At 66.9% G+C, this 14143-nt stretch carries 16 protein-coding genes and 1 pseudogene; 9 read left to right on the top strand and 8 right to left on the bottom strand.

Annotation, left to right across the window (positions count from 1 at the left end; all coding sequences use genetic code 11):
- Window positions 1-166: 166 nt before the first annotated feature.
- Window positions 167-514 carry a DUF732 domain-containing protein gene (locus A5711_RS19940; protein ID WP_067949561.1) on the bottom strand — a complete coding sequence of 116 codons (348 nt, stop codon included), beginning with the start codon at window positions 512-514 and terminating at the stop codon, window positions 167-169.
- Between the two features lie 604 nt (window positions 515-1118).
- Here A5711_RS19940 and A5711_RS19935 point away from each other — a divergent pair.
- Window positions 1119-1331, top strand: coding sequence for a hypothetical protein (locus tag A5711_RS19935; RefSeq protein WP_067949559.1), 213 nt, complete (start codon window positions 1119-1121; stop codon window positions 1329-1331).
- A gap of 55 nt (window positions 1332-1386) precedes the next feature.
- The gene (locus A5711_RS19930) at window positions 1387-2307 is read left to right on the top strand and encodes a cation diffusion facilitator family transporter (protein WP_067949556.1); all 921 of its coding nucleotides are present in this window, start codon (window positions 1387-1389) and stop codon (window positions 2305-2307) included.
- A 9-nt stretch (window positions 2308-2316) separates the two neighbouring features.
- Here A5711_RS19930 and A5711_RS19925 read toward each other — a convergent pair whose 3' ends face one another.
- From A5711_RS19925 to A5711_RS19905, 5 genes are all read right to left on the bottom strand, one after another.
- Complete coding sequence (locus tag A5711_RS19925) at window positions 2317-3255, bottom strand: cytochrome c oxidase assembly protein (RefSeq protein WP_067949554.1); 939 nt, start codon at window positions 3253-3255, stop codon at window positions 2317-2319.
- 75 nt (window positions 3256-3330) lie between these two features.
- A complete protein-coding gene (locus A5711_RS19920; protein ID WP_067949552.1) occupies window positions 3331-3672 on the bottom strand; it encodes a DUF732 domain-containing protein in 342 nt (113 codons plus the stop codon).
- A gap of 80 nt (window positions 3673-3752) precedes the next feature.
- A complete protein-coding gene (locus tag A5711_RS19915; protein ID WP_067949550.1) occupies window positions 3753-5261 on the bottom strand; it encodes a sodium:alanine symporter family protein in 1509 nt (502 codons plus the stop codon).
- Between the two features lie 137 nt (window positions 5262-5398).
- Window positions 5399-5716 (bottom strand): DUF732 domain-containing protein, encoded by a 318-nt coding sequence (locus A5711_RS19910; protein WP_067949545.1) that lies wholly within the window; start codon window positions 5714-5716, stop codon window positions 5399-5401.
- Window positions 5717-5775: 59 nt separating this feature from the next.
- Window positions 5776-6108 carry a DUF732 domain-containing protein gene (locus A5711_RS19905; RefSeq protein WP_067949544.1) on the bottom strand — a complete coding sequence of 111 codons (333 nt, stop codon included), beginning with the start codon at window positions 6106-6108 and terminating at the stop codon, window positions 5776-5778.
- A gap of 111 nt (window positions 6109-6219) precedes the next feature.
- Between A5711_RS19905 and A5711_RS19900 the strand changes: the two genes are divergently transcribed.
- From A5711_RS19900 to A5711_RS19890, 3 genes are all read left to right on the top strand, one after another.
- Complete coding sequence (locus tag A5711_RS19900; RefSeq protein ID WP_067949543.1) at window positions 6220-6966, top strand: Clp protease N-terminal domain-containing protein; 747 nt, start codon at window positions 6220-6222, stop codon at window positions 6964-6966.
- A gap of 84 nt (window positions 6967-7050) precedes the next feature.
- Window positions 7051-7575, top strand: coding sequence for a hypothetical protein (locus A5711_RS19895; RefSeq protein ID WP_067949541.1), 525 nt, complete (start codon window positions 7051-7053; stop codon window positions 7573-7575).
- Window positions 7563-8063, top strand: a complete 501-nt coding sequence (locus A5711_RS19890; protein ID WP_067949539.1) for a GNAT family N-acetyltransferase — start codon at window positions 7563-7565, stop codon at window positions 8061-8063. The genes A5711_RS19895 and A5711_RS19890 overlap by 13 nt, the downstream gene beginning before the upstream one ends.
- Here A5711_RS19890 and zapE read toward each other — a convergent pair.
- Window positions 8041-9138 (bottom strand): cell division protein ZapE, encoded by a 1098-nt coding sequence (zapE, locus tag A5711_RS19885; protein ID WP_156745005.1) that lies wholly within the window; start codon window positions 9136-9138, stop codon window positions 8041-8043. The genes A5711_RS19890 and zapE overlap by 23 nt on opposite strands.
- Here zapE and A5711_RS19880 point away from each other — a divergent pair.
- Genes A5711_RS19880 through msrB form a run of 4 tightly spaced genes read left to right on the top strand, consistent with a single transcriptional unit; the run spans window position 9137 to window position 13205 of the window.
- Complete coding sequence (locus A5711_RS19880; protein WP_067949535.1) at window positions 9137-9898, top strand: pyrimidine reductase family protein; 762 nt, start codon at window positions 9137-9139, stop codon at window positions 9896-9898. The two genes, zapE and A5711_RS19880, sit on opposite strands and share 2 nt — an antisense overlap.
- A gap of 14 nt (window positions 9899-9912) precedes the next feature.
- Window positions 9913-11472 carry an alpha/beta hydrolase gene (locus A5711_RS19875; RefSeq protein WP_067949532.1) on the top strand — a complete coding sequence of 520 codons (1560 nt, stop codon included), beginning with the start codon at window positions 9913-9915 and terminating at the stop codon, window positions 11470-11472.
- A gap of 18 nt (window positions 11473-11490) precedes the next feature.
- Window positions 11491-12801, top strand: a complete 1311-nt coding sequence (gene aftC / locus A5711_RS19870; protein WP_067949530.1) for an arabinofuranan 3-O-arabinosyltransferase — start codon at window positions 11491-11493, stop codon at window positions 12799-12801.
- A complete protein-coding gene (gene msrB / locus A5711_RS19865) occupies window positions 12798-13205 on the top strand; it encodes a peptide-methionine (R)-S-oxide reductase MsrB (protein ID WP_067744194.1) in 408 nt (135 codons plus the stop codon). The genes aftC and msrB overlap by 4 nt, the downstream gene beginning before the upstream one ends.
- 66 nt (window positions 13206-13271) lie before the next feature.
- Here msrB and A5711_RS19860 read toward each other — a convergent pair.
- Window positions 13272-14119: pseudogene (locus A5711_RS19860) on the bottom strand (endonuclease domain-containing protein).
- Window positions 14120-14143: the final 24 nt, after the last annotated feature.

The following is a 14143-nucleotide window of genomic DNA, read 5'->3' as shown; positions in this document are numbered from 1 at the left end:
AGCCGTAATTCCTTAAGGAAACTCCAGCCCATCGACGACGGCGGTATCCCGAACCAGCCCCTTAAGCGAGTTGAATTTCGGCGCCGGCGGCGCGCCGTGTGAACCTACTTCTCGGAGAGAGAGTTCGGGGTTTATCCGCCGGGCCACAGCCCGGCCGGGGAAGCCATCAGCAGTGCGCGGCCCAGCACCGCTGAAGCGGACAATAGGTCGCATGCGCGATGCTCACCATGGACTCGACGTCTCCCAGCGTCACGTTCCTCGGATCCAGGTCGGCGTGCACATTCTGCGCGATCTGCTCGTAGGTCCAACCCCACCCGATGTCGTCACAGATGAGGCGCCCCATCCCCGTCAGCGCGGCGTCGTGGTCCGGCGGCCAACTAAATCCCGCGGCGCGCAGTTGCGCGAGGTAGGCGTCGTCGGCGGGATCCGCCACGGCGATCGCGGCGCTCGCGAACAAGGCCGCGACTGCCACGACGGGGACGACCAGTCGCGCAAGCCAACGAGGTAGCGGCATCGATCCACTTCCTTTCTCACGCCGGCGACGAGGCCGTCCGGACCGGCTCCAATGCGGGAGGAATACGAAGAATAGGAAGCGCAGGGAAAATTCAGCTTATGGGAAGCTGAATAATCGGATTAGCTGCCCGTTGTCAGGGTGCGGGCGGTGGTGGTGGCGGCGGAGTCCATCGCCGCCCATCGGTGGTCCACCCGCAGGGCAGCCAGTTCAGCTGGGGGCCATCGAACGTCAGGCATTTGGGCGTGCCGGGCGGCGGCGTGGGACCCGGCGAGGGCTTGTCAGCGTGAGCGGTGGCCCCGCTGAGCATTAATGCCCCAACGGCCACAAATATCGCTGCCGACTTCCTCATCGCGATTCCGGTGAATGGGGGTCCACCAAGGCGATTGTCGCTAGCCTTCGGCCTGCGCGTTCACGCTATGAATTTTAGTCGTCCACCGGTGGATAAGACCTAGGGAATTCCTGGCAATCGGCCGTGGCGGAAGACTGGACAATGGCAAGTACGCCCCTGCCCGCACTCGCGATGCGCCGCTCAATGCACCGGAAACGTCACCGACCAATGATCATGCGCTGCAATGACTTTCGTAAGAGGAGTACAGTCACGGGCATGAATTTGGTGGAGTGGCTGAGGACCCCGCACTATCTGCGGACGCGGTTGATGATGGAACGGCAACCGATACGCAACCTCGAGATAGAGACCGTGTTCCTCGAAATCTCGCACCGCGACGCGCTGCTGCGGTTCCCGGTGATGCTCATGCTGCTGCCCAGGCGCAATCGCTCACCTAAGGAACAGACCTCCCGCCTCGATCAAGGCAAGTGATTACAGGGCGTCGGCTCGGGTGCGGCGCCGGCCCTCGATCGGGCATGCTTGCCCTATGCACCTCGTCAACGGCGTCCGCGACCCCGCGGCAAGTTTTCCCCTCGACACCCTCACCGACGATGCGGCCGAGCGCCGGCAGGCCAACCGGGCTGTCGCCGTCAGCGCCGTCGGCCTGGCGCTGACCGGGCTCGTCGAGTTGGCCATCGCACTGCTGTCCGGCTCGGTGGCATTGCTCGGCGACGCGTTGCACAACCTGTCGGACGTCTCCACCAGCGTCCTGGTATTCGTCGGCTTTCGGGCGTCTCGCAAGCTTCCCACCGAGCGCTACCCCTACGGCTACGAACGCGCCGAAGACCTCGCCGGAATCGGTGTGGCCCTGGTGATTTGGGGCAGCGCCGCCGTCGCCGCCTACGAGAGCATCAACAAGCTGCTCCGGCACGGCGGTACCGAATACGTGGGCTGGGGCATTGCCGCGGCCATCGTGGGGATCGCGGGCAATCAGCTGGTGGCCCGCTACAAGTTGGTGGTGGGCAAGCGGATTCGCTCGGCGACGATGGTGGCCGACGCCAAGCACTCCTGGCTGGACGCGTTGTCGTCGGCCGGGGCGATGCTGGGGCTGATCGGGGTGGCACTCGGCTGGACCTGGGCCGACGCGATCGCCGGGATCGTCGTCACCGGCTTCATCTGCCACGTCGGCTGGGAGGTTACCGCCGACATCGCTCACCGCCTGCTCGATGGCGTGGATCCCGAGATCATCACGACGGCCGAGGCGGTCGCCGCCACGGTGCCCGGCGTCACGCACGCGCACGCCCGGGCCCGCTGGACCGGCCGGACACTGCGTGTCGAGGTGGAGGGCTTCCTCTCTCCCGAGACTCCCCTGGCCGCGGCCGATCGGATCGGCGGTCAAGTTGCCGCCGCCCTGGCGCCGAAGATCCCCGAGATGCACAACTTCACCTGGACGGCGCGGGCAGCCTAAAGCGCGCGTTCAGCCCCGCCGGAATCGTTCCCGCAGCTGTGGATCGTTCTCCCACCACAGCCCCGACGGTGCGACGCTTTTGTCCTCGGTGCTTTCCGCCTTGTCCAACTCGGTGTCGACCCGCGCCGCGTGCGCCTTCTCGTCGCGTGACAACGCGCGCATCAGAAGCAGTACGAACGGCCACCCGACCAAGTCACCGAGGATCCACAGGACACCCGCGCCGATCGTCTGATCGAGCCGCTGATCCGGCCCCCAAGACCGATGCAGCCCCGCGTAATACACGGCGCCGATCAATGCGCCCTGCCAGATGACCAACCCCAAGACACCGTCGCCGAGCGCCTCAGCGACGGTGATCAACAACGAGATCAACGGGGGATACCTACGCGGAACCGGGTCTTCTTGCAGCCGCGCATAGAAGTATCCAAACCCGATGGTCACCAACATGATTCGAGTAGGCGCGCCCACCCATTCGCTTTCCAGAGCCGCGGTGTACCAGGACGTCAGGTAAAGCAGCCACGGCGTGGCCAGCATCGCGACCGACGTGGTTGCGGGGTGGGCGACCATCCGGGCGAATCGCGTCGCCAACAGACGATCGATACGGTTACGGCCCCCGGGGCCCAGCGCAGCGCGCAAAGCCGTGACCGGCTTGCCCTGCGCGATGAACAAGGGCACGACGTATAGCAGCAGCACCACCTGTAGCGCGCGCACCCAGAACAGGATGTACGCGTACGCCCCAATCACGCTTGCGGTCGCCAGCAGCCACACAACCGCGCCCGCCGCGAGGCACCAAGCCTGAGCGGGCCCGACTGACTGCTCCGCCTTTCGCGCCCGTCGGTAGCACCACGCGTAGCCGCCGGCAAGCAACACGATTGCGGTCGCGGAGGCAAGGTCCAGCCGCCATGTCTGAACCACGGCGCTCCAGGTCAGTGGTCCGGGGTTGGGGCCCACAGCAATCAGGGTATTGCGCAACGCAACGGCGGTCGACGGGCGCGGTCTGGACGGGCGCGGTCTGGACGCCGACGCTCAGTTGCCGGGTTGCCCCTCGGGCTTGGGGCCACGATCCTCGCCGGTGATGTACTTCGGGCAGTAATGGGCAGAAGCCAGGTACGTGAACTTGGCGGCGCTGGCACCCTGAAAAGCCGGATTCTGGTTGCGGAGTTGCGTCACGATCTCGGCCGACGACTGACCGTCATCGAGCAGTTCACACACCGACTTGGCGATGGTGACCGCGTTGCCGCCGTCCTGGTAGGTGAGACCGGCGTCTCGCAGGTCCTTGAGGAAGTCCTGATCGTTGTCGATGTCGGCATACGCGGGAGCGGCCAGGCCGATTGCGGCGACGCTCGTCAGCACCAGTAGAAATCGCATAACGCAGCGATTGTCGCAGACCTGTTGAGGAATAGCACCTCGCCGGGCAAACGGCGGGTGAACTCTCCCCGGCCCCGCGGCTACGCGGCGGGCGCGCGGGAGAAGCGGAGCGCGGGGCGGCGCAGCATCAACGATTCGGGCAGCGCTCCGACCTGTCGGCGCTCCGCGGCTTCCCAGATGTCGCCGTCGAGGACGCCGGGCAGGCCAGCCTGGCTGGCGATGAAAACCGGTATGACGCCTTGCCTGAACTGCCGGTGGTAATCCTTGAGCGCGGCGAACGCCCACTTCCCCAGCAGGCAGATGGTGAGCAGGTTCGCGATGGCCATCACCGCCATCGTCAGATCGGCAAGCGCCCACACCAACGTGAGCTTGGCCAGGGCCCCGAAGACGATGGACAGCAGCGTGACCACCTTCAGCACGTTGGCCGCCAGGCGCCGGCCACCCAGATAGAACAGATTGGCCTCGGCCACCACGTAATTGCTCAGCACCGAGGCGAACGCGAAGACGAACACCACCGCGGTCATCAACACCGTGGTCCACGATCCGAGATCGGCGGCGACCGCCGACTCCGTCAGGCTCGCACCGGCAATCGCTCCCAGGCGGGCCGGGTTGTAGGTTTCGGGACCCGAGAGCAGCACGATGAATGCCGTTGCCGTGCAGATCACCATCGTGTCGACGAACACGGCGAGCGACTGAATCAGCCCCTGCTCCACCGGATGTGCCACGGTTGCGGCACCGGCGATATTGGGCGAACTGCCCATCCCTGCCTCGCAGGCGAACAGGCCGCGCTTGACCCCGGTGAACATCGCGGCGAGCACGCCACCCGCGAAACCGCCTGCCATTTCCCGGATTCCGAATGCACCACCGATGATCTCCTTGATCACCGTCGGCAGTTCGGTGATGTTGACCGCCACGATGCCCAGCGCGAGCACGGTGTAGAGCACCGCCACCACCGGAAGGACCGATCCGGCGAACTGGGCGACCCGCCGCACACCACCGAAGAGCACGGGCGCTGCCAGCACCGCCAAAATGGCTGTCGTCCAACCGACCCCGATGCCGTGTGACGATTGCAGGACACCGCTGATCGCGTTGGTCTCCACCATGTTGAACGCGGTGGAGAAGGTGAGCACCAACAGCATGGCGAACGCGACGCCGCCCGCGCGTGACCGCAGCCCGCGTTGGATGTAGAACGCGGGACCGCCGCGGAATGCGCCGTCGCCCGAGCGGACTTTGAAGATCTGGGCCAGGGTGGCCTCGATCACCGCCGTGGCCATGCCGACCGCCGCGACCACCCACATCCAGAAGACGGCACCGGGCCCGCCGACGGTCAGCGCGATTGCGACACCGGCGATGTTTCCGGTACCCACGCGCGAGGCGAGACCGACGCAGAACGCCTGGAAGGACGAGATACCGCCGTCGTGGTGATGCGCTCGACGGAGCTGGCGAATCATGCGGCCGAAGTAGCGGATTTGAACGAACCGGGTGCGCACCGTGAAATAGATGCCGCCACCGATCAGCAAATAGATCAAGACGTGCGTATTGAGGATGTTGCTAAGGGGTTCGACTAACTGCTGCTGAAGGAAGTCCAAACCCCTGCTTCCTTTCGACTACGGCCGCGATCCGTCGCCGAAATGGTATGGGCGAATTGTTGATTACAGGTTTCGTTCACTCGCCGTTGGCGGGCGGATATGTAAAAAGCGCATCACATTCACCGCCGGGCCCACCCCTAGGAGGCGGCGGTGGGCGCCGAGAGCGCCTGGGGGCAATAGGAGTTGGCGGCGATCGCGGCGAACCGGGTGGCGTCGTCGCCCTGAAGCCCGCGATTGAGCATTTGAATCATCCGGACGACGTCCGCCAGGTTCGCGCCTTCGCTCACCAACTTGCACACCGACCTGCCGGAGGTAACCGCCTGCTCGGGATCCGAATAGGTGAGGCCGGCAGCGTGCACCGTGGCGAGGAAGGCGTCGTCGCTGCCATCGGCGCGCGCGGGACCGGCCAGGCCGATCGCGGCCGCAAGCCCGAGCAGAATCAGAAATAGCCTCACGGCTCACAGATCGTTCCAGAGCTGCGGCCGGCCCGCATCTCGTAGAGCGAATCGTGCGCTCAGGAGCTGGCGGTCGTGGTCGTCGGGGTGGACGACGAGATCGCGTCCGGACAATAGGCGCTGGCCGCGATCGCGGTGAATTTCTCCGCCTTCTCCTCGGTCAGTGCGGCCGCCTTCGATGTCATCGCCTTCGCGATATCCGCCATCGCCGTGCCGCTGCCGGCCGCCGAGCACACGTAGTGGGCGGCCTGGATAACCTGCGCCGGGTCGTTATAGGTGAAACCGGCCGAATTCAGCGACGCGAGGAAGGCGTCGTCGGTGTCATCGGCGTGCGCGGGAACGGCCAAGCCAATCACGGCCGCAACACTCGAAATCGTCAGAACAAGCTTCATAAATTCGAAATCGTCCCAGACCCGCAGGCGGTTTGCCGCCGGCGAAACAATTTTTAACAATCGTCAACCTCGGGTTGACAGCCCTGTTGGCGTCAACCTATCGTTGACGACATGTCCGGCCCGACCCGCATCGCTTACCCCGTCCGCCTTGACGAGCTGATCGACGCCATCAAATCGGTTCACACCGACGCGCTGGATCAACTGGCCGACGCCGTGTTGGCCGCGGAGCACCTGGGCGAGGTCGCCGACCACCTCATCGGGCACTTCGTCGATCAGGCCCGCCGATCCGGGGCGTCGTGGACCGACATCGGCAAGAGCATGGGCGTCACCAAGCAGGCGGCCCAGAAGCGGTTCGTCCCACGCGCCGAGGCCGCCACCCTGGACCCCGAACAGGGCTTCGGCCGCTTCACCCCGCGGGCGCGCGGCGCCGTGGTGGCGGCCCAGAACGCCGCGCACGAGGCGGCCAACAACGAGATCACCCCCGAGCACCTGCTCCTCGGTCTGCTCGATGATCCGGCCGCCCTGGCCACGGTGTTGCTGCACCTGCAAAAGGTCGACACCGAAGCGCTGCGCGCCGCGGTCAACCTGCCCCCGCCCAGCAGCGGAACCCCCGACCTCATCCCGTTCAGCGGACCGGCGCGCAAAGCCCTGGAGCTGACCTTCCGCGAAGCACTTCGGTTGGGCCACAACTACATTGGGACGGAGCATCTGCTGCTGGCCCTGCTCGAGTTGGAGGAAGCCTCCCCCGACGCAGGGCCACTGCGCCGATGCGGTGTCGACAAGGCCCGCGTGGAGGCCGATTTGATCAAGGCGCTCGAATCGCTCGGCGGCGGCAAGACCGACCGATCGGACGGATGATCGGTGCGGTCCGACCCCTCCCCGCCGCCTCACCGCGTGTGCGATCATTCGATGGTCCCTTCCAAGGGTGCCTAGGAGGCGAAGATGCACCGCTGGCTGGTCGTCCTGTCCGCGTTCCTCGTCGCCGCGGCAAGCGGCACCGCCGTCGCCGGGCTCTCCGCCCCCCGCGCCTGGGCCGGTGACGCCCCGATCGGCCACATCGGCGACACGCTGCGGGTGGACGCCGGCACCTACGTCGCCGACGTCACCGTCACCGGCGTGTCACCCTGTGACCCACCCCCCGGATTCGGCTACACGCGCGAAGGTACGTACAAGGGCTTCCCGGGGAGCACCGTCGAGCGTGCCGACGTGGTCGTCCGCGCCGTCCGGGTACCCAATCCGTTCATCATGGCGACGACCTTCAGCTTCGACGGCGTGACCCCATTCGCCGACGCCTACAAGCCACGAGCCACCGATGCGCCCGACGCCCTGGACAACGTGCTCACCAACGCGCCGAACGGGGCGATCGTGCGCGGCGAAGTGTATTGGGACGCCTACCGTGATCCCGTCTCCACCGTGGTGCTGCTGGACAAGAAGACGGGCTACCACCTCGCGCAGTGGAACCTCTGACACGCGTCGTAACGACGAACTCCGTTGACGTTCAAGAGCTTGCCGATATCGCCGCGCGCACATTCCCGTTGGCCTGCCCCGCCTCGATGGCACCGGCGAACATCGCAGCGTTCGTCGCGGCCCACCTGTCGCCCGACCGCTTCGCCGAATACCTGTCCGATCCGCAACGCGCGGTCCTGACCGCGGCGGACGGCGACCGAATCATCGGCTACGCCATGCTAATTCGCGACGGTGACGCAGCCGAGCTGTCCAAGATCTACGTTGCACCCGAGCACCATGGCAGCGGGGTCGCTACCGCGCTGATGGACCTCGCGCTGGCCACGGCCGGCGAATGGGGCGTGCGCCGGGTGTGGCTGGGCGTCAATCAGGCAAACCAACGCGCACAACGGTTCTACGCCAAGAACGGCTTCACGGTCAGCGGCACCCGGACCTTCCAGGTCGGCGCCGGGCGCGAGAACGACTTCGTCATGACCCGCGCGCTTCGCTGACGCCAGCCGTCAGCGCCAGGAGCCGAGACATGGCCCGCAGATACTTCTTTCGGTACCCGCCGGCCAGCATCTCCTCGCTGAAGATGGTGTCCAGCTTCGCGCCCGAGGCCACCACCGGGACGCCGGCGTCATAGAGCCGGTCGGTCAGCGCCACCAGCCGCAGCGCGACGTTCTGGTCGTCGATGCCGTGCACGCCCGTCAGAAACACCGCGGTCACCCCCTCGATGAGGGTCAGATACCGCGACGGGTGCATGGTGGCCAGGTGCGCGCACAACGCGTCGAAATCATCGAGCGTCGCGCCGTCCACCCGGGCGGCACGCGCGGCCACCTCTTCGTCCGACAACGGCTGCGGAGCCGGCGGCAAGCCGCGGTGCCGATAGTCGGGACCCTCGATCCGTACGGTGGTGAAAATGCTTGCCAGCGTGTTGATCTCCCGCAGGAAGTCCTGGGCGGCGAATCGGCCCTCGCCGAGCTGCTCGGGCAGCGTATTGGAGGTGGCCGCCACCGACACCCCCCGCTCGACCAGTGACGAGAGCAGCCGCGAGATCAGCGTCGTGTTGCCGGGATCATCCAGCTCGAACTCGTCGATGCACACCGCGGTGTACTCGGCCAGCAGTTCCACGCATTCGGCGAAACCGAACACCCCGGCCAACTGCGTCAGCTCCCCAAAAGTTGCGAACGCCTTGGGGCTTGACGATTCCGGCCCGTCGCCGGGCAGCTCGTAGTAGGCCGACGCGAGCAGGTGGGTTTTCCCCACGCCGAAGCCGCCGTCCAGGTACAACCCCACACCCGGCAGAACCTCCCGTCGGCCCAGCATTTTTCGCCGGCCCGCGCGTCGTTCCACGGCCCGCCGGCAGAAGTCCCGGCACGCCACGACGGCGGCGGCCTGCGTCGGCTCGGCGGGATCGGGCTGATACGTCGCGAAGCTCACGTCGGCGAACGTTGGAGGCGGCCTCAATTGAGCGATCAACCGCTCCGGTGAGACCGTCGGATGCCGATCCACCAGGTGCGTCACTCGCCCCGAAGAGGACCCGTGCATGCCAAAACTGTAACGGCGTGCTGCAATCGACCTCATGCCCCTTCCCGAGACACCGCTGTCGCTGCTCGGATCGGTACGCGAAGTCGACGACGGAGAGCTCCCCCGGCTCTACGGCTACCCCGAACACGAGGGGACATGGGTGCGGGCCAATTTCATCACCAGCGTGGACGGCGGGGCCACCTCCGGCGGCAGCAGCGGAACGATGGGCGGTCCCGGCGACCGATTCGTCTTCAACCTGCTGCGTGAGCTCGCCGACGTCATCGTGGTCGGCGCGGGCACCGTGCGGGTCGAGGGCTATTCCGGCGCGCAGCTCAGCGTCGCCCAGCGCCAGCAACGGCAGGCCCGCAGGCAGAGCGAAGTCCCGCCACTGGCGATCGTCACCAAGTCGGGTCGGCTGGACCGCGACATGGCGGTGTTCACCAAGACCGAGGTGCCGCCGCTGGTCCTCACCTGCGCGGCGGCCGCCGCCCCGGCGCGCAGGCTGCTCGCCGACGTGTGCGAAGTGATCGACTGCTCCGGCAGCGACCCGGGCGAGGTCGACGAGGCCGTCATGCTGGCGACCCTCGGTGATCGCGGCATGCGCCGCATCCTGACCGAGGGCGGGCCGATGCTGCTCGATTCGTTGATCCAGCGCGACATGCTCGACGAGCTCTGCCTGACGATCGCGCCCTACATCGTCGGAGGGCTGGCCCGGCGCATCGCGACCGGCCCCAGCCAGCTGCTCACCCGGATGCGCTGTGCCCACGTTTTGACCGACGACGCCGGTTACCTGTACACCCGCTACGTCAAGGCCTAGCTACTGTGGTCGACATGAGTCGGCAGATCACGTTCGCCACGATCTTGGTTGCGGCGACCACCGTGGTCGCCGGCTGCGTCCCGGGCCTGGCCGCCGACCCGCGCTTCGCCACCAATTCCGGCGCCCGCCCCCAGGGTGCGGCCACCGCCAAACCGCCACCCAGCGGCCCGCCGCCGCTCGCCGCGCCCAAGAACGATCTGCCCTGGCACGACTGCACGTCGCGGGTGTTCGGCGACGCCGCGGTGCCGCCCGCGGCCGGGGTGCAGCTGGATTGCGCGAACTACGATGCCGACCTGGACCCGAACGGCGGCGGGACCGGCACCGTGAGCGTCGGCGTGGTCCGCGCCCGCTCGAGCCAGACGCCGCGCGACGCGGGCCCGCTGGTCTTCACCACCGGCTCCGACCTGCCGTCTTCGGCGCAGCTGCCGGTCTGGCTGTCGAGGGGCGGTGCCGACGTGCTGCAGACCCACCCCATCGTCGCCGTCGACCGTCGCGGCATGGGCATGTCGAACCCGATCGACTGCCGCGACACCTCCGACCGGCAGATCATGCGCGACCAGGCGCAGTTCCAAACCGGCGACGACCCCGTCGCCAACCTGTCGGACGTCGCGAACAACGCCACCACCAACTGCACCGACGCCATCGCGCCGGGCGCGTCCGCCTACGACAACGCCCACGCCGCCTCGGACATCGAGCGACTGCGGTCGCTGTGGGACGTGCCGGCGGTCGCGCTGGTCGGGATCGGCAACGGCGCGCAGGTGGCGCTGGCCTACGCGGCGGCCAGGCCCGACAAGGTCGCGCGGCTGATACTCGACTCGCCAGTTGCGTTGGGCGCCAGCGCCGAAGCCGCCGCCGAGCAACAGGCCAAGGGCCAGCAGGCCGCGCTCGACGCGTTCGCCGCCCAGTGCGTCGCGGTGAACTGCGCGCTGGGTCCAGACCCCAAGGGCGCCGTCAGCGGGTTACTGGCCGACGCCCGCGCCGGCAAGGGGCCCGCCGGGGCGTCGGTGGCCCAGCTGGCGAGCGCCATCACCGTCGCGCTGGGCTTTCCCTCGGGCGGCCGCGTCAACTCCACCACCAGCCTGGCCAACGCGCTGGCCGCCGCCCGCTCCGGCGACACCAATCAGCTGACCAACCTGATCAATCACGCCGACGCCACCGAGGACTCCGACGGCCAGTTCGTCAACACTTGCAGCGACGCCGTCAATCGCCCCACCCCCGACCGCGTGCGCGAACTGGTCGTGGCATGGGCCAAGCTGTACCCCGAGTTCGGCACCGTCGCGGCGCTCAACATGGTCAAATGCGTGCACTGGCCCACCGGCTCGCCCCCGGCGCCGCCGAAATCGTTGAAGGTCGACGTCCTGTTGCTGGGCGTCCAGCACGACCCGATCGTCGGCACCGACGGGGTCGCGGCGACGGCGGCCACCGTCATCAACGCCAACGCGGCCAGCAAGCGGGTGATGTGGCAGGGCATCGGACACGGCGCCAGCATCTACTCGAGCTGCACGGTCCCACCGCTGATCGGCTACGTCAACAGCGGCAAACTGCCCGGCACCGACACGTACTGTCCCGCCTGATTTTCCGGCCACGGGCCGGTGTACGGTGCGCTGGTGACGGCAGCTGAATCGAGCCGAGCCGGCTCTCGCGATCGGATCCTGGCCGCCTTTCGTCCCCGCAGCGGCCCGCCGAGCACGGCGACCATCGTGCGTTCGGCGTTGTGGCCCCTGGCGATTATGTCGGTGCTGCACCGCAGCATCATCCTCACCCTCAACGGCAACATCACCGACGACTTCAAGCCGGTCTACCGGGCGGTGCTGAACTTCCGGCGCGGCTGGGACATCTACAACGAGCACTTCGACTACGTCGACCCGCACTACCTGTACCCGCCCGGCGGCACGCTGCTGATGGCGCCGTTCGGGTATCTGTCCTTCACGCCGTCGCGGTATCTGTTCGTCCTGATCAACACCGTGGCGATCCTGCTGGCCTGGTACCTGCTGCTGCGGATGTTCAAATTCACCCTGTCCTCGGTGGCCGCGCCCGCCCTGCTGCTGGCCATGTTCTGCACCGAAAGCGTGACCAGCACTCTGGTGTTCACCAACATCAACGGCTGCGTGCTGCTGGCGGAGATGCTGTTCCTGCGCTGGCTGCTGGACGGCCGGGTCAGCCGTCAGTGGTGGGCCGGCATCGCGATCGGGCTGACGCTGACGCTCAAACCGTTGCTCGGTCCGCTGCTGTTGCTGCCGCTGCTGAACCGCCAGTGGCGGCCGCTGATCCCCGCGATCGTGGTGCCCGTCGTCGTCAACCTGGCCGCGTGGCCTCTGGTGAGCGATCCCATGGACTTCGTCACCAAGACGGTGCCGTACATCCTGGGCACGCGTGACTACTTCAACAGCTCGATCGAGGGCAACGGCGTGTACTTCGGCCTGCCCACGTGGCTGATCGTGTTCCTGCGGCTGCTGTTCACGGTGCTTGCGATCGGGGCGATGTGGCTGCTGTACCGCTACTACCGCACCCGCGACCCGCTCTTCTGGTTCACCAGCTCGTCGGGCGTGCTGTTGCTGTGGTCGTGGCTGGTGCTGTCGCTGGCCCAGGGCTACTACTCGATGATGCTGTTCCCGTTCCTGATGACCGTGGTGTTGCCCAACTCGCTGATCCGCAACTGGCCGGCATGGCTCGGGGTCTACGGCTTCTTGGCGCTGGACGACTGGCTGATCTACCGGTGGATGAGGTACGGCCGCGCGCTGCACTACCTGAAGATCACCTACGGCTGGTCGCTGCTGCTCATCGTGGTGTTCACGGTGCTGTTGTTCCGGTATCTGGACGCGAAGGCCGAGAACCGGCTGGACGAGGGCATCGATCCGGCGTGGCTGACGGCGCGCCGAGATGGCGCTAGCGTGGATGCATGAATCCGAAGCTGCAGCTGACCGATGCCGAGTGGCGCCAGAAGCTCACGCCCGAAGAGTTTCACGTGTTGCGCCAGGCCGGCACCGAGCGGCCCTTCACCGGTGAGTACACCGACACCAAGACCGAAGGCGTCTACCAGTGTCGCGCCTGCGGGGCCGAATTATTCCGCAGCACAGAGAAGTTCGAGTCGCACTGCGGGTGGCCGTCGTTCTTCGACCCGGCGAACTCCGACGCGGTGATCCTGCGGCCCGATCACTCGATGGGCACGACGCGCACCGAGGTGCTGTGCGCGAACTGCCACAGCCACCTGGGCCACGTCTTCGCCGGCGAGGGCTACCCGACTCCGACCGATCAGCGCTACTGCATCAACTCCATCTCGCTGCGCCTGGTGCCCAAGGGGGCCTAGTCGCGGGGGCTATCCGCCACGACACATAACCAGTTGCGACGACACGCCGCTGGGCGTCGCAAGGGTTTATATCTCGCGGCATCCGCGACGGGTGAGCGCACCGCGAACGCGTCTCACGACGTCTTGCGGCTTGTCCTCCGCGATTACCCGGATGACGATCCAGCCAAGTTCTTCGAGCTTGCGTAACCGCCACTGGTCTCGGGCGTATTGCCGGCGGTTGGTGCGGTGGTGGTCTCCGTCGTATTCGACCGCCACTTTGTACCGCTCCCAACCCATGTCGAGCACACCTACGGTGCGCCAGCCTTCGTTCACCGGAATCTGGCTTTCTGGTACCGGCATTCCGGCGTCGATCAACAGAAGACGGAGCCACGTCTCCTCGGGCGACGCGGCACCGGGATCGACAAGCGGAATCACCGCACGCAGCCGCCGCAGCCCCCGCGCACGCGGGTACCGCTTAGCCAGGAGCAGGACCTCCTCGACGTCAAACGGGGTTGCCCTCATCAGCGCGTCGAGCCGCGCCACCGCCTCGCCCCGGGGACGTTGTCTGCCCATGTCGTAGGCCGTCCTCACCAATGTGGTGACCGGAATACCCCCGACGATGGTGATTTCGTCGGGCTCAATCCGGTGATTCCGGGTGACTATGCCCGGCGGCGAATGCTGGTTGCCCCAGATCAGTTCGACGGGCTCATCGTCGTCGATCCAATCCGAGCCGTGCAACGCAGCCGCGGCAAGCCCGGCCACCACAGCGCGTCTGCCCGACCACAGCCACGCCGCGATGCAGCGGGTCCGCAAGGACTGGTGGCCCGCTCCCCCAGGTACACGTCGGGATAAATCGCACGAAATCCGATTCGCAGCTGATACGGGCTGAGCCTGCCCTGCCGCACGGCCTCACTGCCGACGAACACATCATCCACGAACGAAAGACGCCGTTGCCCGCC

It is taken from the genome of Mycobacterium sp. E2238, assembly GCF_001672665.1.
Lineage (GTDB): Bacteria > Actinomycetota > Actinomycetes > Mycobacteriales > Mycobacteriaceae > Mycobacterium.
The sequence above is the reverse complement of the archived record's forward strand: the minus strand, read 5'-3'. Positions and strand labels throughout refer to the sequence as shown.

Bases quoted from the DNA above. Each gene is read 5' to 3' on its own strand.
- A5711_RS19895 (WP_067949541.1), top strand. From the start codon at position 7,051: ATGCACCGCTGGCTGGTCGTCCTGTCCGCGTTCCTCGTCGCCGCGGCA.
- A5711_RS19920 (WP_067949552.1), bottom strand. From the start codon at position 3,672: ATGCGATTTCTACTGGTGCTGACGAGCGTCGCCGCAATCGGCCTGGCC.
- A5711_RS19900 (WP_067949543.1), top strand. From the start codon at position 6,220: ATGTCCGGCCCGACCCGCATCGCTTACCCCGTCCGCCTTGACGAGCTG.
- A5711_RS19930 (WP_067949556.1), top strand. From the start codon at position 1,387: ATGCACCTCGTCAACGGCGTCCGCGACCCCGCGGCAAGTTTTCCCCTC.
- A5711_RS19935 (WP_067949559.1), top strand. From the start codon at position 1,119: ATGAATTTGGTGGAGTGGCTGAGGACCCCGCACTATCTGCGGACGCGG.
- A5711_RS19940 (WP_067949561.1), bottom strand. From the start codon at position 514: ATGCCGCTACCTCGTTGGCTTGCGCGACTGGTCGTCCCCGTCGTGGCA.
- zapE (WP_156745005.1), bottom strand. From the start codon at position 9,138: ATGAGGTCGATTGCAGCACGCCGTTACAGTTTTGGCATGCACGGGTCC.
- A5711_RS19905 (WP_067949544.1), bottom strand. From the start codon at position 6,108: ATGAAGCTTGTTCTGACGATTTCGAGTGTTGCGGCCGTGATTGGCTTG.
- A5711_RS19875 (WP_067949532.1), top strand. From the start codon at position 9,913: ATGAGTCGGCAGATCACGTTCGCCACGATCTTGGTTGCGGCGACCACC.
- msrB (WP_067744194.1), top strand. From the start codon at position 12,798: ATGAATCCGAAGCTGCAGCTGACCGATGCCGAGTGGCGCCAGAAGCTC.
- A5711_RS19880 (WP_067949535.1), top strand. From the start codon at position 9,137: ATGCCCCTTCCCGAGACACCGCTGTCGCTGCTCGGATCGGTACGCGAA.